This is a genomic window from Flavobacterium melibiosi, assembly GCF_048158545.1.
Classification (GTDB): Bacteria; Bacteroidota; Bacteroidia; order Flavobacteriales; family Flavobacteriaceae; genus Flavobacterium; species Flavobacterium melibiosi.
In genome coordinates this window covers 50,392-74,120 of sequence record NZ_JBLNKU010000001.1, presented here as the reverse complement: position 1 = coordinate 74,120, position 23,729 = coordinate 50,392, and the positions used below count along the sequence as shown (strand labels likewise).

Here is a 23,729-nt window from a genome sequence, read left to right as displayed (position 1 = left end):
TATCTCTGCAATATTTCCAGAATAAACATAAAATATGTCGGTTTTAGAACGGTCGTGTTTTTTGCTATTTCTGTTTTAATAAAAGTATTATATTGCTACTGCATTTAGAATAAATTTAATTTCTAAAACACCCAAAATTATGAAACAGATTTTACTCTTATTACTCTTTTCTATTTCGGTATTTTCTCAAAAAACAACGCAACCATTCGATTCAAATACGCTAGGTGAAAGTCGAGAAATCACAATTGGATTACCCCCATCTTACGAAAAGAATCCAAACAAAAGATATCCAATACTCATTTTACTGGATGGAGATTACTTGTTTGATCCATTTTATGGCGCTTTAAATTACGGTGCGTATTGGGATGATCTACCGGAAACTATAATCGTTGGTATAACTCAAAATAAAAAAGACGAGCGAACAGAAGACAGTAATTATGATGCCGTTGATGGGACACCTTCGGAAAAAGGAGCCCGGTTTTTCGAATTTATCGGTGGTGAATTACTCCCGTATCTTGAAAAAAAATACCGTATCGCACCATTCCGAATTATTGCGGGTCACGATACTACCGCAGGCTATCTGAACTTTTTTCTGTACAAAGACGCACCATTATTTAACGCCTATATTTCTTTAAGTCCAGAACTTGCTCCAAACATGGAAAATCACATTCCAGAAAAACTTTCAAACACAAAACAACCCATTTTTTATTACCAATCCACAGGAGATGGCGATGTAAAAAAACTTCAGGAACCCATAAAAAGCCTCGACCAGAATATGAAATCAGTTACAAACCCTTTACTCAATTATAAATTTGATAATTTTAAAGGAGCGTCACATTATTCACTCGTACTTTATTCAATACCGAATGCTTTATATCAGTTTTTTGATTCTTATAAGCCTATTTCATCAACAGAATACACAGAAAAAATTGCAGTCTTACAAGCTGGTTATGTGGATTATTTGACCCACAAATATGATGTTATGTCTAAAAATTTAGGCTTAAAAATCCCCATTCGAATTAATGATTTCAAAGCAATTGAAGCCGCTATTCTAAAAAACAAGGCCTATCCCGAATTGGATAAATTGTCTGACATTGCTAAGAAAAACTACCCGAAATCAATGCTTGCCGATTATGAATTAGGGCTTATGCATGAAAAAATGGGTGACGTTAAAAAAGCGGCAAAATCATATCAAACCGCTTCACAATTAGAGGAAATTGGTAATTTAACCAAAGACATGATGTATCAAAAATATGATGATATGAAAAGTCTAACACCGAAAAAATAATGTCAAAAGTAAAAACTACTTTTTTTTGTCAGAACTGCGGAGCGCAATATGCCAAATGGCAAGGACAATGCAATTCCTGTAAAGAATGGAATACTATAGCGGAAGAAATCATTCAAAAACAAGAAAAAATAGCTTGGAAAAGCGAACCAACTTCCAGCAATAAAGCACCAAAACCATTAAAAATAAACGAAATTGATTCCACTCAGGAAATTCGCATGGATACTACTGACGGCGAACTCAATCGGGTACTTGGTGGCGGAATAGTTCCCGGCTCACTCATCCTTTTAGGCGGCGAACCCGGCATTGGAAAAAGTACGCTTTTACTTCAAATATCCTTAAAATTACCTTACAAAACCTTGTATGTTTCGGGCGAAGAAAGCCAGAAACAAATAAAAATGCGTGCCGAAAGAATCACGCCAAGCGGAGACAATTGTTATATTCTTACGGAAACCAAAACCCAAAATATCTTTAAACAAATTGAAGCCATTCAGCCTGAAATCGTGATTATCGACTCCATTCAAACGCTTCATACGGACTATATTGAATCAACACCAGGAAGCATTTCTCAAATACGGGAAACCACTGCCGAACTGATAAAATTTGCCAAAGAAACCAATATTCCTGTGATTCTTATTGGTCATATTACCAAAGACGGAAACATTGCCGGACCAAAAATCCTGGAACACATGGTTGACACCGTTTTGCAATTTGAAGGCGACAGAAATCACGTCTACCGTATTTTACGTTCATTAAAAAACCGTTTTGGTTCCACTGCTGAAATTGGTATTTATGAAATGTTAGGGAATGGTTTGCGAGAAGTTTCGAATCCTTCAGAAATATTAATCTCACATAAAGACGAAGAATTATCCGGAACTGCAATTGCATCAACATTGGAGGGTATGCGACCTTTGATGATTGAAATTCAGTCGCTGGTGAGCACTGCTGTTTATGGAACACCACAACGCAGCACTACAGGGTATAATGCCAAAAGACTAAATATGATTCTGGCAGTTTTAGAGAAAAGAGCCGGTTTTCGCTTGGGAGCCAAAGACGTTTTCCTAAATGTAACCGGAGGAATTTCTGTTGATGATCCTGCGATAGATTTAGCCGTTGTAGCGGCTATTTTATCATCAAATGAAGATATTCCAGTAAACAAAGATTTTTGCTTTGCCGGCGAAGTGGGACTTTCAGGCGAAATTCGTCCTGTAAACCGCGTAGACCAGCGCATTCAGGAAGCTGAGAAATTAGGATTTTCGACCATTTTTGTTTCGAAATACAATAAAATTGCGTTGAAAAATACTGGAATTAAAATTCGATTGGTCGCAAAGATTGAAGACATTGCAAGCGAATTATTTGGGTAGGATTGCATTTATCTCTTTAAAAAGACATTGACCAAAGCATTCCATAATCAACTTTATGACTATCCGTAATGCGGACTAAAATCATTTCGAATACAATTTTCGTTGTTTGTACATTTATAAAGCATAAATATTAGCCCACAGATTGTACAGATTATACCGATTTACACGGATTTTTTTACTCGGTGAATCAAACTGTTATTTAAATCTGTGCAAAATCCGTTCAATCCGTGTTATCTGTGTGCCATATTTTATCCTTTGGAACATATTGCGGACTGTCATAATCAACTTTATAATCCCGAATGAATTCTAGATTTATAACAGAATTCAGGAAATAAGTGAAATGAGTATGTTATTTGGTTTTTACTTGTAACAATTTATCCTTTATGAAAACAAATAACATTATACGATAAAATACATAAATTATGAATCTAAAAATAAAATGCATTGGACTTCTGCTACTGGCAATCCCTTTCTTTTCCAAAGCGCAACACGCCGAAAATCAAAATGCTTTTCCTGTTCAAATAACCACTACAAATGGAATTATTGAAGGTGAATTTGATATAAAAACGAATATTCAAAGCTTTAAAGGAATCCCCTTCGCACAACCACCAGTGGGTAATTTACGATGGAAAGCTCCTCAAGCTTTAACGAATTGGACAGGTGTAAAACAAACCAAAAAATTTGGACCAAGAGCAATCCAATCCAATGTATTTGGTGATATGGGTTTTAGAAGTGACGGTACAAGTGAAGATTGCTTATATCTTAATGTTTGGTCTCCTGCCAAATCTGCCAATGAAAAACTTCCGGTTTTAGTCTATTTCTACGGTGGTGGTTTTGCCGCAGGTGATGGTTCAGAAAATCGTTATGACGGCGAAAACATGGCAAAAAAAGGAATTGTAACGCTAACCGTAAACTATAGATTAGGGATTTGGGGATTTTTCTCCCACCCGGAACTGACCACAGAATCGCCTAATCATGCTTCAGGCAATTACGGATTATTGGATCAAAATGCTGCCTTAAAATGGGTTCAGGCTAATATCGCAAAATTTGGAGGCGATCCAAAACGTGTAACTATCGCAGGAGAATCAGCAGGTTCAATTGCGGTGAGTGCTCAAATGGCCTCTCCATTATCAAAAGGTATTATTGCAGGAGCTATTGGTGAAAGCGGCGGTTCTATCTTTCCTACTTTGTCTCCGGTACCATTGGCGGAAGCTGAAAAAACAGGTCTTGAATTTGCTGTAAAAATTGGCGCTCCATCATTAAAAGACCTTCGTGCAATGTCTACTTTTGAGTTGTATCAAAAATCTGCAGGAACAAGTTTGGGTGTTTTCAAAACAACCATTGATGGTTATTTTTTACCAAAATCTTTACCAGAAATTTTTGAAGCCAAACAACAGGCTATGGTTCCTTTATTAGTGGGATGGAATTCAGAGGAAATGACCTACCGCGCTTTAACAATGGGAAAAGACATAGACAATAAAAGTTATATCCAAAAAGTAAAAGAATTATATGGTAACAAAGCAGATGAAGTATTAAAATTATATCCTGCGGGAACTCCTGAAGTAACGGAGCAATCCGCCACAGATTTAGCAGGAGACCGTTTTATTGCATACAGCACTTGGAAATGGTTTGATTTGCATCGAAAAAACAGCACACAGCCTGTCTATCGTTATTATTATACACGCCCCAGACCAGAAATGCGCGACAATGAGCTTGAAGCAGGTCTTGCAGGCGGAGTCATTAAAAAAGACAAAAACATTCCAAAAGCACCAAAACCAAAAGGAGCTGTTCACTCTGCTGAAATAGAATATGCAATGGGAAATTTAGCAACCAATAAAGATTATGCTTGGACAGAAGATGATTATAAAGTTTCGGATACAATGATGAACTTTTTTGCCAACTTCATTAAAACAGGAAATCCAAACGGTGATAAACTTCCGGTTTGGCCAATGGCAAAAAACGAAGAAAATCCAGAGATTATGATTATTGATGTAAATTCAAAATCAATAAAAGCAGAAAATGATGCTCGTTATCTGTTTTTAGAAAAAGAATATTCGAAAAAATAATTTTTTCTGCTTTCGAAAAAAAGAGGATGTCATTAAAAAAGGCATCCTCTTTTTGGTTATAACTTCATCACTTATTAAGAAGTGTCTCGTTAAAAAACCACATAAAGCCATCTCAAGTTGAAAAATCATAAATTTGTTGTTTTTATTTGAAAATCAAACGGTTGTGTTTTATAAAATCAAAATTTCGTTTAATAAAAAATAAAAAATCAGGAATGGATTCATTATTTTGTTGTAAATTTATGTGTTATTTTTTTATCTAAAGATTGAAAAATGAAACCATCACACCAAACCATGACGCATCTCTATGAACACTTAGGAAAAGTGTTTTATTGTATTGCAGCCATAGATAAAACTATTCGTAAAGAGGAAATCGCGCAACTAAAAGAAATTGTAAAGACGGAATGGCTTCCGCTTGAAAATACTTTTAATGAATTTGGAGACGACACAGCCTATGAAATCGAAATTGTTTTTGACTGGCTTATAGCCAATAAATGGGATACTGAACAAGTGATTCCTGATTTTAAAATCTTCAGAAAAGAGCATGAACATTTGTTTTCTCCAGAAGTCATAACCTTAATTCTAAAAACGGCAAATGCCATTGCAAATTCTTTTTCAGAAAAAAACAAATCAGAACATGTTTTCATAAGTCAACTAAGTACTATTCTAATACAATAATATGCAATAAACCATTTTTTTAATCAAAATAACGCTGTTTTAAACAATCTACTTTAACTTAAAAAATCAAAGACATGAAAAAGCAAACTGGCATTTGGATAGACTCCTCAAAAGCAATAATTGTTGCTCTTGATGGTGATACAGAAAAAATTACCGAAATAGATTCTGATGTTGAAAACAGCGTTTATCACAACAAAGAAGGCAACAAAGGAACCTTTTCGGGAAGTCATCATGGCGACAGCGACAAAAAATTTGATGACCGAAAAAAACAAGAACTGGATTATTTTATAAAATCAGTGTTGTCTTATGTTAAAAAATCGGATGAACTCATTGTTTTTGGTCCGGCACAAACCAAAACAAAACTGGAACAAAAATTAATGGATGAAAACTTAATTGAACCCGGAAAACTGAAATCAGTGGAAACAGCCGATAAAATGACTTTAAATGAAATTGTGGAAAAAGTCAGACGATTCTATAATCCATTTGAATACAAGGAACCGGAGCCGAAAAGCTAATTTAAGTACCCTAAAACAAATTTAGAAACTACAATACTTTTAGGTTGTAGTTTTTTTATGCTTTTTAAAGAAAATAAAACATTTTTACACCTCAAAATTCTAAAGAAAACCATAAAAGATTTTCCTTTTGTATTATTTTCCTTTTCTTTATAAGCAAGATTCCAAGCCCGATTAATTCTTATATTTTTTATCGAATACAAAACTGTTTATGAAAACTGGAAAACAAAAAATAATTCTAGCGACAAAAATACTTAGTGTATTATTTGTATCTCTAATTGTTGCTTTTTACATCTTTCGTGATGCGGTTTTACAGCAGACTATTGCTAAGGTTTCTAATGAAATGGAAGTCGACTACAACAGTACTTTTTCAGTAAAAAAAGCTTCTTTTGACGGAATCTCAGGTGTAAATCTTTCTGATGTAGTATTAGTACCCAAAAACGCAGACACACTTTTTAAAATACAAAAATTGAAAACAAGTGTCAATTTATGGCAATTATTAGTAGGTGATCTTCAACTTGGGACTTTAGAAATCAAGAATGGATTTATACAATTAGTAAAGAAGGGAAAAGTGAGAAATTTTGATACTTTTCTAAAAAAAGACAAGCAAACAGAAATAAGTAACGAAAAAAGAGATTACGCTCAATTTGCCTACAGAATCATCTCGAAAGCGCTGAATTTAGTTCCAACTGATATGGTTTTAGATAATCTTTCGTTTCGGCTCGATGACAACGGAAAAAAAGCGACCATCAATTTCCAAAAACTGAGATTGGTCAATAAGCAACTCGAAACATCCATACAAGTCCAGACCAATACCTTTACACAACGCTGGAAAATCAAAGGATTTGCCGATCCAAGAAATAAAAAAGCCGATATTCGGTTCGTAAATATTGACACCGGTGCCATTAAAGTTCCTTATTTTGACGAACGTTTCAATCTGAAATCGAGCTTTGAATCCATCCGATTAAATATTGAAAACATTGATAAAGATGGTGACGAACTTCATATTGATGGTTTTATGGCTATTGCCAATTTAAAAGTAAATCATCCAAAAATTGCCAGTAAAGATGTTGTCATCAAGAATGCTAAATTTGATTACCGATTCTTATTGGGTTCTGATTTCATTTCAATTGACAGTACTTCAACAATTCAGTTCAATAAAATAAAATTTCATCCCTATCTGGCATACGACACCGAAAAAGACACCATTTACAAACTCAAAGTGGCGATTCCAAAAATGAAAGCGCAGGACTTCATCTCATCACTTCCTGACGGTTTATTCACCCATTTTCAAGGAATGGAAGCCAAAGGCAACTTTGATTACAAACTGGATTTTAGATTCAATAAAAACAAACCGAATCAACTGGTTTTTGACAGCAAATTGAATAAAGAAAATCTAAAAATCACAAAATATGGTGAAGCAAATCTAAATAAACTCAATGGTGAATTTGTTTATCGGGCACTTATAAAAAATGTTTTGCAGCGACCTGTTTTAGTCGGTTCAGCCAATCCAAACTATACGCCGTTAGACCAAATTTCACCTTATTTAAGAAAATCCGTTTTGACTACCGAGGATCCTTCTTTCTTTTCGCATCGTGGTTTCATCAACGAGGCATTCAAACAATCCATCGTAAAAAACATAAAAACCAAAAAGTTTTCACGTGGCGCCAGCACTATTAGTATGCAATTGGTGAAAAATGCTTTTCTGAGTCGGGAGAAAACTGTTTCTCGTAAACTGGAAGAAATTTTACTGGTCTATATTCTGGAAAACAACCGAATCGTGAGTAAGGAACGTATGCTCGAAGTCTATTTTAATATCATCGAATGGGGCCCAAATGTCTATGGAATTGGCGAAGCGAGTCAGTTTTATTTCCAAAAAACACCTTCGGAGTTATCGCTGAATGAATGCTTGTATCTCGCCCGAATTATTCCAAGTCCAAAAAAATTCATGTATCAGTTCAATGACCAAGGTATGTTGAAAGATTTTGCTGTAAAACAAGAATCTTTTTTAACGAATATAATGCTTCGAAGAGGGCTTTTAAGTCCTGACGACACTATTTACAAGTCGTTACCTATATTTATTTCAGGACCTGCAAAATCTTTTATCAAATTCAAAGTAAAAGATTCAACACAAATAAAAATGGATTCATTAGTCGTCGATGAGGAATTTGATCTTTAATGCTCCAACTTTAACCACAAAGTTCACGAAGGTTTAAATTTGCTATTATATTGTCATTCCGACAAAGGAGGAATCTCACGTAATGGGATTCCTCCTTTGTCAGACACGAGGGATTTTCCCGAACTGGCGAAGCAATGACAAAAAATGGTTTCTTAATTTATGGTGCCGGATCCGGAATTACAGCTTGAACTTCATCAATAGCCTTTAAGATTTCATCCGAAAGTGATACTTGAATCGTATCAATATTTTCTTTTAATTGTTCCAATGTTGTCGCGCCAATAATCGTGCTGGTTACAAACGGTTGTTGTTCTATGAATGCCAAAGACAGTTCCGTTAAAGTCAGTCCGTTTTTCTTAGCGATTTCCTGATACAAGCGAGTAGCTTCGGTACATTGTGCACTATTGTATCTTGAGAATTGTGGAAATAAATTGATTCTGGCGTTTGGAAGACTTTCGCCTGTTAGGAATTTACCCGACAGAACACCAAAAGCCATTGGTGAATACGCCAATAACCCCACATTTTCTCTCCTACAAATTTCAGCAGAACCCGCTTCAAAAAGTCTGTTTAGTAACGAATACGGATTTTGAATCGTTTTTATTTTTGGCAAATTATGGTATTTGCTTTCCTCCAAAAAACGCATAATTCCCCAAGGCGTTTCATTAGAAAGCCCGATGTGTTTGATTTTTCCTTCTTTGACAAAACCGTCTAAGGTTTCCAAAACGTTGTGAATGTTATCTTCCCATGCATCTTCCTGCACTTTGAAACCGCGTTGTCCAAAATAATTAGTTTTGCGTTCCGGCCAATGCAATTGGTACACATCAATATAATCCGTTTGTAAGCGCTGCAAACTTTGGTCTAATGCAAACTTGATACTTGCCGGCGAAAAATCATTGTTCTCGCGCATATAGGTAAAGTTAGGATTGGGTCCCGCAATTTTGGATGCCAAAACTATTTCTTCTCTTTTTCCTGTTTTTTTGAACCAAGTCCCAAGGATTCGCTCCGTACTACCGTAGGTTTCCTGACGTGCTGGAACCGAATACATTTCAGCAGTATCAAAGAAATTGACTCCGTTTTCTAATGCATAATCCATTTGGGCATGACCATCAACTTCTGTATTTTGTTGTCCAAAAGTCATGGTTCCAAGACAAATTTTGCTGACTTTTATATCAGTATTTGGTAAAGTAGTGTATTTCATATTAAGAAAATTGTATTTTAATTTTTCAAAAACAAAGATAAAATTAGTTTATTGTTTTGGTTTCCAGTTAACAGAAATTTTGGAAACGTTTATACGTTTTTATATTAAAAAAGGCCCAAAGTAAAAAACTCTGAACCTTTGTATTTTTGAACCTTTGCTTCTACTTAATTGATATCATTCAGCATTTCGGCAATTTCATCTAATCTTGGCGTTAGAATTATTTCGATTCTACGGTTTTTTGCTTTTCCGTCAGCAGTTGAATTGCTGGCTAATGGTGAAAATTCTCCTCTACCTGCAGCGGTTAGGTTTTCCTTATTGATTTTTTTGTTCTCACTCAAAATAGCAACTATCGCTGTGGCTCTTTTGGTCGATAAATCCCAGTTGTCCGCAATTGGTCCTGAAGCCGTGAAAGCATCATCATCCGTATGACCTTCGATAAGTACTGATATATCCGGGTTGTCACCCAAAACTTTACCTACTTCAATTACTGCTTTTTTCCCTTCGGAACCTACAGCCCAACTTCCAGAATTGAAAAGTAATTTGTTCTCCATAGAAACATACACTTTTCCATTTTTTTGTTCTACTGTCAATCCTTTTCCTTCAAAACTGTTCAAGGCTTTAGACAAGGTTTCTTTCAGTTTTTTCATGCTGGCTTCTTTGGCAGCTATCAAATCTTCTAATTCTTGCAAACGTTGTGCGCTTTTGCTCAATCGCTCTTGTTCTAATGCCAATGCTTTTCCTTTCTCGTCTAATTGATCCAGTAAATCCCGATTTTTCTTCATGTTGCTTTGCAAAGCATCTCCACTGTTTTTTTCTAAAGCGGCGTAAGAATCCTGTAAAACTTTGAATTTATTTTGTGCCGCTGCGTAATCTGCTTTCAATTTATCCAGCTCCGCTTTGGATTTGCTCAAATCAGTTTTTAAACCATCGCGATCTAATTCTAATTGGTTTTTATCTTTTAGCAGATCAGCATTTTCATCTGCTAAACTTCTGTTTTCTTTTTTTAAATCGGTGAACTTACTTTCTAAGTCGTTGTATATTTTCTTGGATACGCAGGAGGTTGAAAGCGCCAATACTAATAATCCGATGGAAACTCTTTTAATCATTTTGTTGGTATTTATGTTGTTTCTAATGTTGTTTTGAAAGCACAAATTCAAATTGTGTTCGAATGCCCTAGCCCCGATAAAAGTGAAAATCCTTTTCTCTTGTTTTTTAACGAGAGAAAAGATTACTTCACTATGTTACTATTTTATTTCGGTGTTCAGTGAATTTCATTTGCAACGGATAGCGGGACATCGCAGATTCAGCGAAGCTAAATAGCTCCAGATTACTTCATTCCTCGCAATGACTTTTACTCTATCTCTACCAAAATTGGGCAATGATCCGAATGCACGGCATCTGATAAAATAACGGCTCTTTTTAATTTATGTTTTAAGGAATCGCTGACTAAATTGTAATCGATGCGCCAACCCTTGTTGTTTCCTCTGGCTCCAGCGCGGTAACTCCACCACGAATATTGGTGCGGCTCACTGTTGAAATGGCGGAAACTATCGACAAATCCGGACTTCATAAATCCGTCGAGCCAAGCTCTTTCTTGCGGTAAAAACCCGGAAACATTTTTGTTTCGAATAGGATCATGAATGTCGATTGCTTCGTGGCAAATGTTGTAATCACCACATATAATCAGGTTTGGCGTTTCTTTTTTTAGTTCGTTGATATAAGTTTGAAAATCATCCATAAACGTGAATTTATGGTCCAATCGATCGATATTTGTCCCTGATGGCAAGTACAAACTCATCACTGAAAATCCATCAAAATCAGCCCGAAGGTTTCTTCCTTCGAAATCCATGTGGTGAATTCCGGTTCCATGAACGACATTATTGGGTTTGATTTTAGATAAAATGGCCACTCCGCTATATCCTTTTTTGGTTGCTGAATAATAATATTGGTATGGATAGCCCGCTTTTGCGATATCTTCGACTGGGATTTGGTCTTCGGTTGCCTTAATTTCCTGAAGACAAATAATATCCGGATTTGCGTGTTGCAACCAGTCAATAAATCCTTTTGAAATGGCGGCTCTGATTCCGTTGACGTTGTATGAAATAATTCTCATTAAATTTTTTTTTGAATTTCTTCCGAAAAATTATTTTTTTGCCTGCGGTTGTCAGGAACCCACTTTTTATTTTATCGGAAAAAATTATATTGTTTGTATGTGGGTTTCAAATGTAACAAAAAAGTAGAAGTTTGATTCAGAAAAATAGAGAAAATGGAGTTTTTTGCTATCTTTGTTTCTTGCTCTAAAAAACAAAATACATGGGTTTAGTAACCGCTAAAGAAGTTGCAAAAGCAATAAATGCTGATAAGTACGGAGTTCTAGGTACTTTTTCCGGCTGGATGCTGATGAAGGTGCTAAAAATCTCTACCTTAAACAAAGTATACAACAGAAACAAACATTTGAAAGATGTTTCGTTTTTGAATGGAATACTGGATGATTTACAAATAAAATTTGAAATCCCGGAAGAGGATTTAAAACGTTTGCCAAAAGAAGGTGCTTATATCACTATTTCAAACCATCCATTAGGAGGTATTGATGGTGTTTTATTATTGAAATTGATGCTCGAAAGAGAACCAAATTTCAAGATTATTGCCAATTTCCTTTTACATCGAATCAGACCACTCAAAAAATACATCATGCCGGTGAATCCTTTCGAAAATCATAAGGATGCTAAATCGAGTGTGGTAGGAATTAAAGAAACGTTACGCCATTTAAGTGATGGAAAGCCATTGGGAATGTTTCCTGCCGGAGAAGTTTCCACATATAAAGATGGTAAATTAATGGTCGACAAACCTTGGGAAGAAGGAGCTATTAAAGTCATTCGAAAAGCCCAAGTTCCTGTTGTTCCTATTTATTTTCATGCTAAAAACAGCCGATTATTTTATTTGCTTTCTAAAATCAGCGGCACTTTTAGAACGGCAAAACTACCTTCAGAAGTGTTTAGCCAAAAACATCGTGTGATAAAAGTGCGTATTGGTAAACCTATTTCGGTAAGTGAACAAAATGAGCATGCAACGATAGAAGAATATTCGGAATTTTTGAGAAAGAAAACGTACATGCTTGCGAATCCTTTCGAAAAAGAAAGTCCTTTTTTACCTACACCAACTTTAAAACTTCCTAAAAGTCCAAAGAAAATTGTTACTGCCGCAAGTCAGGACAAAATGATTAAGGAAGTAGACGCGTTGCGAAGTACTGATTGCCGACTTTTACAAAGTAAAAACTATGAAGTTTTCTTTGCTAAAGCATCTAAAATTCCAAATATTTTACATGAAATTGGACGCCTTCGAGAAATTACCTTTCGAGAAGTGGGTGAAGGAACAAATGAACCCATTGATTTAGACAAGCACGACCAATATTATCATCACCTCTTTTTATGGGATGCTGATGCCAATAAAATTGCCGGTGCTTACCGAATGGGATTGGGTTCAGAAATTTATCCGAAATACGGAATAAATGGTTTTTACCTCAACGATCTTTTTCGATTTGAACCCGAATTACATGATATGATGCACAAATCCATAGAAATGGGTCGCGCCTTCATCATCAAAGAATACCAACAGAAACCAATGCCGCTTTTCTTGCTTTGGAAAGGAATTATGCATACCACGTTGCGTTATCCGGAACATAAATTTTTACTGGGTGGCGTGAGTATCAGCAATCAATTTTCAGATTTCTCAAAATCGCTGATGATTGAATTCATGAAATCAAATTATTACGATCCGTATATTGCACAATACATTCACCCCAAGAAAGCGTATAAAGTAAAACTAAAAGATGCCGACAAAGATTTCATTTTTAACGAAACCGAATCGGATTTGAATAAGTTTGATAAAATTATCGATGAACTGGAACCTGGAAGTTTGCGTTTGCCGGTTTTGATTAAAAAATACATCAAACAAAATGCAAAAGTGGTTGCCTTCAATGTGGATCCGCTCTTTAACAATGCCGTTGACGGATTGATGTACATTCGAATTGCAGATATTCCGGAAAGCACCATGAAGCCCGTAATGGAAGAATTTCAGGCTGAATTGGAAAGAAAACTGAGCGAAAAAGAAGATTGATTTCAGATTTCAGATTTCAGATTTCAGATTTCAGATTTCAGATTTCAGATTTCAGATTTCAGATTTCAGATTTCAGATTTCAGATTTCAGATTATATAAAAAATCCCGTTCCAACGGGATTTTTTATGCTTTAAAACCAGCCTTTTTTACCTACCTGATAGGTCTGGTAAAACTCTTCATCTGATTTTGTTAAATATATAATTCCTTCAATTACTCCTAATATACCTGTTACTGTTCCACAAGTACACAAACTAATTACCAACCATATAATCCCCTCGGTAGTATAGCCTAAAAGGAATTTATGAATTCCCAAAGGTCCTAAAAGAATAGCAAGAAGCCCTGCTGCAAGTTTTTTATTGTCTTGTTGAACTGGCCTTGGATTATTCCATTCTTCATTCTTCGAATTTTCCATAATTAATTGTTATAAGGTTGTTTTTCAGTGATTAAAAATATAAAAAAATTATTGAAATACTTTATCAATTGGTTCCCAGAGTTCTATCTTATTTCCTTCGATATCTAAAATCCAACCAAATTTGCCATACTCATAAGACTCCATATCACCCACAATTGTTACACCTTCCTCCGATAATTTTTTTAACAAATTTTCTAAATCATCCACTCTGAAGTTTTGCATGAATTGTTTTTCGCTTGGTGCAAAATAAGCCGTGTCATCCGCAAATGGCGACCATTGGGTAGAACAATCATTCCCATCTTTATCTTTCCACCAAAAAGTGGAACCATATTGATCCGTTTTTAAACCCAAGTGTTTTCCGTACCAAGCCACCATTTCTTTAGGATTCTTTGATTTAAAAAAGAAACCGCCAATTCCCGTAACCCGTTTGTCAGGCTCCGCAACTTTGGCTTGACCAAAATACTTTGCTTTTATTTTATCAACTATTACTTGCGCCAAACGCTCGTGACTCTCGAATGTCCAACCAGCGATATGTGGACTAAGAATTACATTATTTGCTTTCAATAAATACTGAAAAGCTTCTGGCGTATTTTTATCTTGAAAAAGTGTTTCGAATGATAATTTTTCATATTCCAAAACATCCAAACCTGCTCCGAGAATTTTCCCGGATTGCATGGCAGCAACCAAATCGGCAGTGACAATATTCTTGCCGCGAGAAGTATTGATAATCCAAAAGGGTTTTGCAAATCCATTGATGAAATCACTGTCAACCATTTTATCGGTTTCGGGAGTCCACGGAATGTGCAAACTCACTACATCCGTTTTTTGTTGAAATTCTGCTAATGAAACCTGCTTCGCATTTACATCACCTACATTTTCCTGAATATCATAACACAACACTTCCACATCAAAACCACGCAGTTTTTTGGCGAATGATTTTCCCATGTTTCCGTAACCAATAATCCCCACTGTTTTTCCATCAAGTTCATAACCACGGTTACTTTCACGGTTCCAATGCCCTGATCGTATCTCGCTATCGGCTTGGTTCAATTTATTAAAAAGAGATAAAATCATCCCCAATGTATGTTCGGCCACTGCGTTTCTATTTCCTTCCGGAGCAGCGATAAGTGCAATGTTTTTGGACTCCGCATAATCGCAATCGATACTTTCTAATCCGGCTCCAACGCGTGCAATGAATTGTAAATTAGTGGCTTTGTCCAAAAATATTTTGTCAATTTTGAAACGGCTTCGAATAACAATTCCCTGATACTCTTGAATTTTGGCTTCAATTTCCTCTTTTGACGAGGTAAAATCGCTGTGATTTACAAATCCGGACTGTTGCAATTGATCCCAAAGTAAGGAATGATTGCTATCGATATGAAGGATTTTGATATCCATAAAAGTAGTGTTTTTTGATACTTCAAATTAACAAAAAAATTACGGTTTATTGTTTTATCAAAGGAAATTAGCTCATAAAATCGTAAATTAGCATTCTTAATTTTTATTACAAATCGAATGATTGTAATACATTAAAACTAAAAAATGAGGTTAACAAATACATTCAACGCTTTTTTTGAAAGTGAAAAAGCCGGTGGACTCTTATTACTTTTTGTAACCATACTCTCTCTTTTATTAGCCAATTCATCCATTCAAACGGAATATATTGCATTTTGGGAAACCAATATTGGAAGTCATTCCATAACGCATTGGATTAATGACGGTTTAATGGCTATTTTCTTTCTTTTAATTGGCTTAGAATTAGAACGTGAAATATATCAAGGAGAATTATCCAGTATTAAAAATGCGGCTTTACCCATTTTTGGGGCGCTAGGCGGAATGGTTGTTCCAGCGGGAATCTTTTTACTGTTGAATTTTGGAACTATCACACAAAATGGAGCCGGAATCCCTATGGCGACAGATATTGCTTTTGCTATTGGTATTCTTTCCCTTTTAGGAAATCGCGTACCTACATCACTCAAAGTATTCTTGACTGCGCTTGCCGTAATCGATGATTTAGGCGCTATTATGGTAATTGCCATATTTTACACGGACACTATTGCTTATGTGAATTTGTTTATTGCTTTTGCTATTATGGGCGGTTTGTTTATCCTAAACCGAAAAAAAATACACAGTCTTATTCCTTATTTGATTGGCGGTGCTGCGATGTGGTATTTTATGCTAAATTCAGGTGTGCACGCTACGATAACCGGAGTATTACTAGCCTTTGTAATTCCGTTTGGTAATGGAGGCAAAAAAACTTCTTCCTATCGATTACAACATTTTTTACACAAACCTGTGGCGTTTTTTATTCTTCCTTTGTTTGCCATAGCAAATACGTGCATTGCTATAAATTCAGATTGGCATGAGGGATTGAATCACCCCAACACGATTGGAATTATGCTGGGTCTTGTTGTGGGAAAACCATTGGGAATCTGGTTGTTTTCACTACTGGCGGTTAGTTTAGGGATTTGTACCCTACCAAGAGATCTAAAATGGAGCAGCATTCTAGGAGCAGGAATGCTGGGCGGAATAGGATTTACCATGTCTATTTTTATTACACTTCTTGCGTTTAAAAATGATGGAGAAGAAGTAATTACCTATTCTAAAATTGCAATTCTAATTGCTTCATTCATTGCCGGAACCATTGGTTTTTTATGGTTGAAATTTACTCTTAAAAAGAATTAACGCTTTTACCTTTGGTCAATTTTAAGGCAGATACTTAGATAAGAAGTCATAATCGTACACAATATAAAATCAATAAAGGCTGTGTAAAACAGCCTTTATTATTATTTCCTAAAAAGTATATCCAATTCCGATATTCAGATAAGGAATGTATTGATTTCTATTATATGCGCCATCTACATTTTGAACATTCCCATTAACCGAATTCTCTTTCAAATATACCACGCGATACCCAAATCCCACAGCAGTTTCATAGCTAAAATGACTCCCTATTTGGCGTTTTAAACCCCAAGTGGGAATAATCGCTAAATCGGCAGTTTTAGTCACGTTATCGGCTAAGTTTATCACAAACCAATCTGGATGGTAACTTGTTTTAATCGAAATATAGTTTCCGCTGTTATTGGCTGTTTTTTTACCTTTTGAATTCCTTTTTTCCAGATTGTAATAATATCTTGGCTCTACTGTTAGTACTGGTTGCAAAATAAAACCTGTGCCATCGTAATGATCTCCAACCGTAAAATCGTTTTCAAGACCAATTTCACTTCGTAAAGCGATGCTATTTGACAATTTGCTTTCATTGTTGAACCAAATTCCTGCGTGTACTCCAAATCCGGTTTGTATTCCAAAAATTGATTTTTCAACGGGTACTTCTTGAGCGTTTGCATTTAAATTTAATGCTAAAATCAGGACTGCTATTACTTTCCTCATTTATTATACTTGTTTTTTATTATGTATTATTCAAACCTTTAAGTAGATTTCAGTTTACTTATTAGTCCAATAATCAACCACAGTAATTTTATCTGGCGCTGGATTCAAAACAGCCACAAAAGCTTTGTGATCTGGATGAATCAAATACGCATCCCTATCAGCTTCACTTTTGAAAGTCAACACAAAACAATGTGTTAAACCATTATTCAAGTTTTCAGGGCTGTTATTGATTCCCCATTCATAAGCTTTGATTAATTTGATTTTATGCTCCAGATTCCCAAAAGCAGTTACCACTTTATCAATAGTTGTGGCATCTGTTCCCGGTTTCCAACCAAACATAACGACATGCCTAAGCACTTGTTTTTGTTTGTCTTGTTGTGCATTTACGGTATAGCTTGAAATTAAAATAAGGGTTAAAAGCAATAGTTTTTTCATGGTAGTTTTTTTTGAAATATACGAATTATTTGAGTGTGTTTATACGAAAATGAAATATCGATATTTGCCAGCTTAAGTAAAAAAATTTACGGAGGGGTGTTTTGCAATGCGCATTTAGTATACGCGTATGGCTTGTACCACATATAATTTATATTTTATTTTTGGCTGCTCTAGTTTGAAGGTACGTGCAAGGGCGCAGCGTAAAAAATGAAAACTTTACGGAGATGATTGTTTTTTATTTTGTGATAAATTCAGTTACCCTTTTTGCTGTCAATTGATTTGCCTGCTCTCTTTGAATAAAATTTACTTTTTTAACATTCATTCTTTTAAACCAATCTTCCCAATAAGCCTTTAATATTTCAAAGTCAAAACCTTTTCCTGCTTTGCGTTCATTTACTTCACAAACTAAAATCTCAGAATTTGATAAATCAATATCAACTTTTGGAATATTCAATCCTTTTGAAGTAATTACTTCCAATGTATTACCTATTGAAACGGCTTGATGAAGAGGCCTCTCAAAACCATATATTTTTGTATCCGCAGGCCTTCCTTCTGCTTCTAAATATCCATCGGTAATTATAATAACTTTATTAATGTAATTGTCAAAAAGTGTAGGTTTTTTTAAATGATTAATAAGATACCTACGTAAATAAAATCTATAATCTGCACCTAGTGGTTTTTCTTTAGCTAGGTTATACATTTCTGTAATACTTGTTTCAAACTGTTTATCCTTGTTGGCTGTAAAAAATAAACGATTACTTTTCCCTTTATGGTTAGATAAATCAAACTGTAAATTATTTGCAACTTCCCCAAATTGTCCTTTGGCTTGATCAATATCAGTAACATCAATAATTAATTTATCTTTAGAGTCCTGCTTTAATTTAGAAAAATCAACAAATGCTTTCCAAACTGTCTCCAAAACAAAGATATCGTTGCTAATTTGATTTGGATTATTTAAAGTATCAATAATTCTTCTTGACAAGTCGGGAATAATAATCAAATTAATACTAGTAGGAGCTATGGGTAGCCAGCCTCTACATTCTTTAATTTCTTCCTCTGATAGATTTAGACCTGATAATTTTTTTCTTGTCTCAAATAAAAATTCTTCGTCTTGGTATAAATCGGCCTTATATTTATACCAAACCATTTCTACATCTTTTTTATTGAAACTCGTTTCAAGTTCTTTTAGCGCTTTACTTTGATCAGATGGCCTAGTAATTAAATAAATAAAAACTCCAAAAAACATTAGAAAACCTGCTAAAATATATAATGGTTTTTTATCTTTTTTCTTCTTACCCCTATTTTGTGCTAGTTCCATATTTAGTTGTCTGAATTTAGGTTTTCAATTTTATTAGTTAACCATAAGCTTTGTGCTTTGATTGCATCATTATTTAAACGTAAAGCGTCTTCATTATAAAAATTACCATGGGTATAATTTTGCCAACCTCCCATAAATTCTCCAACTGATCCTTTTAAAGAAGAAATATTTATTGGAATTACTCCATTTTCGTAACCAATAATATCTTTCTCTTTCTCCTGTATTTTACTTTCGGAAGTGATAATTTCACTTTCAAATTTGTGTATTTTTGAAATTATATCAGATAGTTCTTTCCTTTTTTCCGTGATTTTATTATTTACATTCTCTATCATTAATTTCACTTTTTCATTTTCAGTTTTTAAGTAAGAATGGCTCAAAACAAAGTTCAATAGAAAACCCCATACTACATAAACCACAAAGCCAAGAACTAAAACTAAATAAAAATTCACATCAGAAAATATCATTTTAAACTTCCAAGTTTCATTAGTCAAACCTGCATTAAAGTTATTTGTATGCACTCCTTGCGATATTTTATATCCTATAAAAACATCTGCAATTAATGTAACTAAAAGTAATGAGCCAATAATTCCATATTCTGAACGTTTATTTTCTAAATTTAGCTTTTTATTATTCTCAATAGAAACGTGGATATAAAAACCCATTGCTAAAAATATAACTGGAAATAAAATAATTAGAGCAATTACACCACCTCCTTTATTCATCGCATCCGTAAATACATTTGGATTTATAAAACCCAGACTTCCTTGCTTAATCCCGTAAAAAGCAGAATAACCTGATGACGAATAAAAAACAAATAAATACATTGTTAGAAGTAGTGTTATAAATGCACCAATTATAAATGAAGAATTATCTCCAATTTCACCTTCTCCATTTTTGATATCAATTTTTTCGAGTTCTAATTCTTCAATTTGTTTTTCTTTATCATCTTTATTTCTTTTGTTTGAAGATATTTCAGCATTAGCATCATTCTTTTTTGTTTTTTCTTGTTGAAGTTCAGCTTTTAGTTTTGAAATTCTGTCTTTAAGTCCTTGTTCATCTAATTTCTGTTCTTCTAAAAACTTATCATAAACATTGTTTAAATAACCATCAATTCCTTCAGGGTTTGATTGTGATTTTTGTGCAGATCTAAATCCATATTGAGTATATGTAATTTTACCTTTTTCTTCTTTAGTTTTCTGTTGCCCATTTAAAGTTTCTATCGCCATTCCGTTGTAATTATTTATTATTATTTTTATATTTAGCATATCACGACAGACTTGCCACTAACTTTTTTATATGAATGACAAAGTCACCCAATTCTATATGATATAGGTTGTGATATCTGATAAACATTATTTAAATTTCAAAACAAGGTTTTGTTTATTAAATCAAATCTTCATTTATTCCAAATCAAAAGTATTTCAAAAGAAAGTTACTACTTTACGGTTTCCCTCATTTGGATGAAAAAAAAAATAAAATGCCAGACGCCAATAAAAAAAGGGTCTTCTCAACAGTTACGCTGAGAAGACCCTTTTTTTAATGGGGACACGCCCAAATGACGTTTATCCCTTGATTTGTTTCAAAGAAGTTTTGATTCCTCGTATCAAGGACGAACTGAATCCGTGCATTTCCATTTCGTTCAATCCCGCAATGGTGCAGCCTTGTGGTGTGGTGACACGGTCAATTAATTGTTCTGGGTGTACTTGTTCTTCCATGATCATTTCGGCAGCTCCTTTTACGGTTTGTGCTGAAATAGCTAATGCGGTTTGCCAGTCAAATCCTATTTCGATTCCGGCTTGCATTGAAGCACGAATATAACGCAACGCAAAAGCAGTTCCGCTAGCCGCAAGAACGGTTGCTGCATCCATCAATTTTTCGTCTATAATAGGAGCAGTTCCTAAATCTTGGAAAAGAGCTACTGTATTTTGTGCTTTCTCTTTGTTTTTTTCGTGAAACGCGATACAGGTCGCCGAAGCGCCAAATTGTGAAGCGATATTTGGCATAATGCGGACGGCGCTATTCCCATCACCTATCTTATTTTGTAAATTTTCTATTGACAATCCACTGACTGCCGAAGCGATTACTTTATTAGAAATCACAGGAAGAATTTCGGCTAAAACGGTATCTACCTGATACGGTTTTATCGTAAGAATGATAATATCTGCATCTTGAATTTGATGCTTGTTATCTGTAGAAACAGTTACTCCCAGTTGCTCTAAATAAAGAATACTCGCTGTATTTCTTCTGGTTACGGTAATTTGATTTCCTTGCGAAAATTTTGATAATCCTTTTGCGATAGCTACGCCTAAGTTTCCTCCGCCAATTATATGTACTTTCATGCTGGTTGTGGTTTTCCTCCCCCCAGCCCCCCCCAAGGAGGGGGAGCCGATATGGGAATGTGTTACTTCAATTTTTTTTAACTAATCAACTCTTAATCTGTAATTTGTTTTCGGTCGCAAAGTTCAAATTAAAAGCAATTTATAGGAACAAATTCTTAAGTTCTTTGAACTTATTTTTCTTTGTGACTTTGTGTCTTCGTGGCATTTAAAATCCTAAAATCATTTTTGCTATCGAAAAATAAATCAGAATTCCGCAAATATCATTACTGGTTGTGATAAACGGCCCAGTTGCCAGCGCGGGGTCAATCCCAAATTTATCCAATAATAAAGGAATAAACGTTCCGATGAGCGATGCGATAATAATTACTGAAACCAAGGCTATGGTCACAATAATCCCAATAATAAATTCGACATCCAAAAGAAAATGACTGCCCAAAAATAATATTACTGCCAGAATCACTCCGTTTAATAAACTCAATGATATTTCTTTTATCAAGCGGTTAAACAAGGATCCGCTCAATGTATTATTAGCCAAACCTTGAACAATAATCGCCGAAGATTGTACGCCTACATTTCCCGCCATCGCAGCAATAAGTGGCGTGAAAAAGAATAAATTCCCGTGTTCAAGCATTGCTCCTTCGAATAAACCCAAAACTCTTACGGTTATAAATCCACCCAAAAGTGCCAAAACCAACCAAGGCAAACGCGCTTTGGTCAATTCCATAATACTATCATCGGCTTCGACATCCTGTGAGATACCCGCCGCCAATTGGTAATCTTGATCGGCCTCGTCCTTGATTACATCTACAATGTCATCAATGGTGATTCTTCCCACTAAACGCCCCAATTCATCCACCACCGGAATGGCTTCTAAATCGTATTTTTGCATGATTCGGGCAACCTCAACGTCTTCGGTATCCACTTTTACAGAATTCAACTTACGAATGTAAACATCGCTGATAGCAGTTCTGGACGAAGTGGTTAATAAATCCTTAAGTGACAATCGTCCTTTCAATCGGTCTTCATCATCCACCACATAAATCGAATGGACTCTGGAGATATTTTCGGCTTGGATTCGCATTTCTTTTACACAGGTGAGTACCGTCCAATTTTCATTGACTTTAACCAATTCCTTGTGCATGATTCCACCTGCAGTATCTTCATCATAACGCAATAAGTCAACAATGTCTTTGGCGTGCTCAACGTCTTGCAATTCTGATATTACTTCCGCTTTTAAATCTTGTGAAAGTTCCGCAATAATATCAGCGGCATCATTGGTTTCCAGCTCGTCTAATTCCTCTGCAATCTCTTTTGCCGAAAGCCTGCTTAGAATATTTTCCCGCAAATCATCTTCTAATTCCAGAAGAATTTCTGCTGTTTTATCACTATCTAATACTCTAAAAATATAGGTTGCCTCTTCAAAATCGAGTTCATCGAGAATTTCGGCAATATCAGCGTGGTGCATATCATTCAATAAAACTTCCAATTGCTGGTCGTTTTTATTTTGAATGAGTTGCTCTAATTCCTGAATTAGTTCTTTGCTGATTTTAAACTCCATCGGCTTCTATTTTTTGGGTGAGTTCTATGAACTGTTCTACATTTAATTGTTCCGGACGAAGGTCAAAAATTTTGTCTTCTCTTAAACTATCGGACAAATTTAGGGTTTTTAAACTATTTCGCAAGGTCTTTCTGCGTTGCTGAAAAGCCGTTTTTACTACGGTAAAAAATAATTTTTCACCGCAAGGCAAACTGTAATCTTTCTTTCTGCGCAAACGTAAAACTCCCGATTTTACTTTTGGTGGTGGAATAAAAACATTTTCATCTACCGTAAATAAATATTCCGCATCATAAAAAGCCTGAACTAAAACCGATAGAATTCCGTAGGCTTTTGTTCCCTTTTTTTCACAAATACGTTGTGCCACTTCTTTCTGAAACATTCCTGCAAATTCCGGAATCTGATCGCGATATTCCAAAGCTCTAAATACAATTTGAGTCGAAATATTATACGGAAAATTCCCAATGATAGCGAATTGTTTCCCCTCGAAAATATCGTTGATGTTGTATTTCAAGAAATCTTTAGAAATAATTCTGTCTTTTAATTTTGGATAATTTTGGTCCAAATACGTTACTGATTCCGTATCGATTTCAATAACGTACGTGTTCACCGGTTTATCCAACAAATATTTTGTCAAAACTCCCATTCCCGGACCTATCTCTAATACATCATCATATCCTTCCAGATTCAACGTGTCGGCAATATCTTTTGCAATGCTTTCATCTTTCAAGAAGTGCTGTCCGAGGTGTTTTTTGGCTGTTACTTTTTCCATTTTTGTTTATTTTTTGCCACGAAGGCACAAAGGCGCAAAGTGTTTTTTATATTTTTGTTTTGCCACGAAGGCACAAAGTGTTTTTATATTTTATTAAATATCCGGATAAACTCTTG

20 protein-coding genes and 1 pseudogene are annotated in these 23,729 nt (G+C 35.0%); 8 read left to right on the top strand and 13 right to left on the bottom strand.

Annotated elements, in window-relative coordinates:
• Nucleotides 1-139 precede the first annotated feature (139 nt).
• The 6 genes from ACM55F_RS00360 (at nt 140) to ACM55F_RS00335 (ending at nt 8,081) form a co-directional block, all read left to right on the top strand.
• A complete protein-coding gene (locus ACM55F_RS00360; RefSeq protein WP_416851694.1) occupies nt 140-1,288 on the top strand; it encodes an alpha/beta hydrolase in 1,149 nt (382 codons plus the stop codon).
• Nucleotides 1,288-2,649 carry a DNA repair protein RadA gene (gene radA, locus ACM55F_RS00355; RefSeq protein ID WP_416851693.1) on the top strand — a complete coding sequence of 454 codons (1,362 nt, stop codon included), beginning with the start codon at nt 1,288-1,290 and terminating at the stop codon, nt 2,647-2,649. The genes ACM55F_RS00360 and radA overlap by 1 nt, the downstream gene beginning before the upstream one ends.
• Before the next feature lie 422 nt (nt 2,650-3,071).
• Nucleotides 3,072-4,715: a carboxylesterase/lipase family protein gene (locus tag ACM55F_RS00350; RefSeq protein WP_416851692.1), complete on the top strand. Its 1,644-nt coding sequence runs from the start codon at nt 3,072-3,074 to the stop codon at nt 4,713-4,715.
• 270 nt (nt 4,716-4,985) lie between these two features.
• Entirely contained in the window at nt 4,986-5,390 is a 405-nt protein-coding gene (locus tag ACM55F_RS00345; RefSeq protein ID WP_416851691.1) for a hypothetical protein, read from the top strand.
• A gap of 74 nt (nt 5,391-5,464) precedes the next feature.
• Nucleotides 5,465-5,905 (top strand): hypothetical protein, encoded by a 441-nt coding sequence (locus tag ACM55F_RS00340; RefSeq protein WP_416851690.1) that lies wholly within the window; start codon nt 5,465-5,467, stop codon nt 5,903-5,905.
• 208 nt (nt 5,906-6,113) lie between these two features.
• The gene (locus tag ACM55F_RS00335) at nt 6,114-8,081 is read left to right on the top strand and encodes a transglycosylase domain-containing protein (RefSeq protein ID WP_416851689.1); all 1,968 of its coding nucleotides are present in this window, start codon (nt 6,114-6,116) and stop codon (nt 8,079-8,081) included.
• Between the two features lie 157 nt (nt 8,082-8,238).
• Here ACM55F_RS00335 and ACM55F_RS00330 read toward each other — a convergent pair whose 3' ends face one another.
• The 3 genes from ACM55F_RS00330 to ACM55F_RS00320 form a co-directional block, all read right to left on the bottom strand.
• Nucleotides 8,239-9,276, bottom strand: coding sequence for an aldo/keto reductase (locus ACM55F_RS00330; RefSeq protein WP_416851688.1), 1,038 nt, complete (start codon nt 9,274-9,276; stop codon nt 8,239-8,241).
• Nucleotides 9,277-9,440: 164 nt separating this feature from the next.
• Complete coding sequence (locus ACM55F_RS00325) at nt 9,441-10,382, bottom strand: OmpA/MotB family protein (RefSeq protein WP_416851687.1); 942 nt, start codon at nt 10,380-10,382, stop codon at nt 9,441-9,443.
• Between the two features lie 245 nt (nt 10,383-10,627).
• Entirely contained in the window at nt 10,628-11,389 is a 762-nt protein-coding gene (locus tag ACM55F_RS00320) for an exodeoxyribonuclease III (protein ID WP_416851686.1), read from the bottom strand.
• Between the two features lie 200 nt (nt 11,390-11,589).
• Here ACM55F_RS00320 and ACM55F_RS00315 point away from each other — a divergent pair, with 200 nt between their 5' ends.
• A complete protein-coding gene (locus ACM55F_RS00315) occupies nt 11,590-13,392 on the top strand; it encodes a GNAT family N-acyltransferase (RefSeq protein ID WP_416851685.1) in 1,803 nt (600 codons plus the stop codon).
• 130 nt (nt 13,393-13,522) lie between these two features.
• Here the strand turns inward: ACM55F_RS00315 and ACM55F_RS00310 are convergent, their stop codons facing one another.
• From ACM55F_RS00310 to ACM55F_RS00300, 3 genes and pseudogenes are all read right to left on the bottom strand, one after another.
• Complete coding sequence (locus ACM55F_RS00310; RefSeq protein ID WP_416851684.1) at nt 13,523-13,804, bottom strand: TM2 domain-containing protein; 282 nt, start codon at nt 13,802-13,804, stop codon at nt 13,523-13,525.
• Nucleotides 13,805-13,852: 48 nt separating this feature from the next.
• The gene (locus tag ACM55F_RS00305) at nt 13,853-14,218 is read right to left on the bottom strand and encodes a VOC family protein (RefSeq protein WP_416852040.1); all 366 of its coding nucleotides are present in this window, start codon (nt 14,216-14,218) and stop codon (nt 13,853-13,855) included.
• A gap of 45 nt (nt 14,219-14,263) precedes the next feature.
• Nucleotides 14,264-15,202: pseudogene (locus ACM55F_RS00300) on the bottom strand (2-hydroxyacid dehydrogenase); the annotation flags it as partial.
• Nucleotides 15,203-15,346: 144 nt separating this feature from the next.
• On the opposite strand from ACM55F_RS00300, the gene nhaA reads away from it, so the two are divergent.
• Nucleotides 15,347-16,489 (top strand): Na+/H+ antiporter NhaA, encoded by a 1,143-nt coding sequence (nhaA, locus tag ACM55F_RS00295; protein WP_416851683.1) that lies wholly within the window; start codon nt 15,347-15,349, stop codon nt 16,487-16,489.
• A 108-nt stretch (nt 16,490-16,597) separates the two neighbouring features.
• Here the strand turns inward: nhaA and ACM55F_RS00290 are convergent, their stop codons facing one another.
• The 7 genes from ACM55F_RS00290 to rsmA all read right to left on the bottom strand — a co-directional run bounded on the left by ACM55F_RS00290 (nt 16,598) and on the right by rsmA (nt 23,613).
• Complete coding sequence (locus ACM55F_RS00290) at nt 16,598-17,194, bottom strand: hypothetical protein (RefSeq protein WP_416851682.1); 597 nt, start codon at nt 17,192-17,194, stop codon at nt 16,598-16,600.
• Between the two features lie 54 nt (nt 17,195-17,248).
• Nucleotides 17,249-17,629, bottom strand: coding sequence for a Dabb family protein (locus tag ACM55F_RS00285; RefSeq protein ID WP_416851681.1), 381 nt, complete (start codon nt 17,627-17,629; stop codon nt 17,249-17,251).
• A gap of 235 nt (nt 17,630-17,864) precedes the next feature.
• Nucleotides 17,865-18,947 carry a hypothetical protein gene (locus ACM55F_RS00280; protein ID WP_416851680.1) on the bottom strand — a complete coding sequence of 361 codons (1,083 nt, stop codon included), beginning with the start codon at nt 18,945-18,947 and terminating at the stop codon, nt 17,865-17,867.
• Nucleotides 18,948-18,949: 2 nt separating this feature from the next.
• Nucleotides 18,950-20,212: a coiled-coil domain-containing protein gene (locus tag ACM55F_RS00275; protein ID WP_416851679.1), complete on the bottom strand. Its 1,263-nt coding sequence runs from the start codon at nt 20,210-20,212 to the stop codon at nt 18,950-18,952.
• 297 nt (nt 20,213-20,509) lie between these two features.
• Nucleotides 20,510-21,286: a pyrroline-5-carboxylate reductase gene (proC, locus tag ACM55F_RS00270; RefSeq protein ID WP_416851678.1), complete on the bottom strand. Its 777-nt coding sequence runs from the start codon at nt 21,284-21,286 to the stop codon at nt 20,510-20,512.
• A gap of 205 nt (nt 21,287-21,491) precedes the next feature.
• Entirely contained in the window at nt 21,492-22,844 is a 1,353-nt protein-coding gene (mgtE, locus tag ACM55F_RS00265) for a magnesium transporter (RefSeq protein ID WP_416851677.1), read from the bottom strand.
• A complete protein-coding gene (rsmA, locus tag ACM55F_RS00260) occupies nt 22,834-23,613 on the bottom strand; it encodes a 16S rRNA (adenine(1518)-N(6)/adenine(1519)-N(6))-dimethyltransferase RsmA (protein WP_416851676.1) in 780 nt (259 codons plus the stop codon). Before rsmA ends, mgtE begins: the two co-directional genes overlap by 11 nt.
• Between the last annotated feature and the right edge of the window lie 116 nt (nt 23,614-23,729).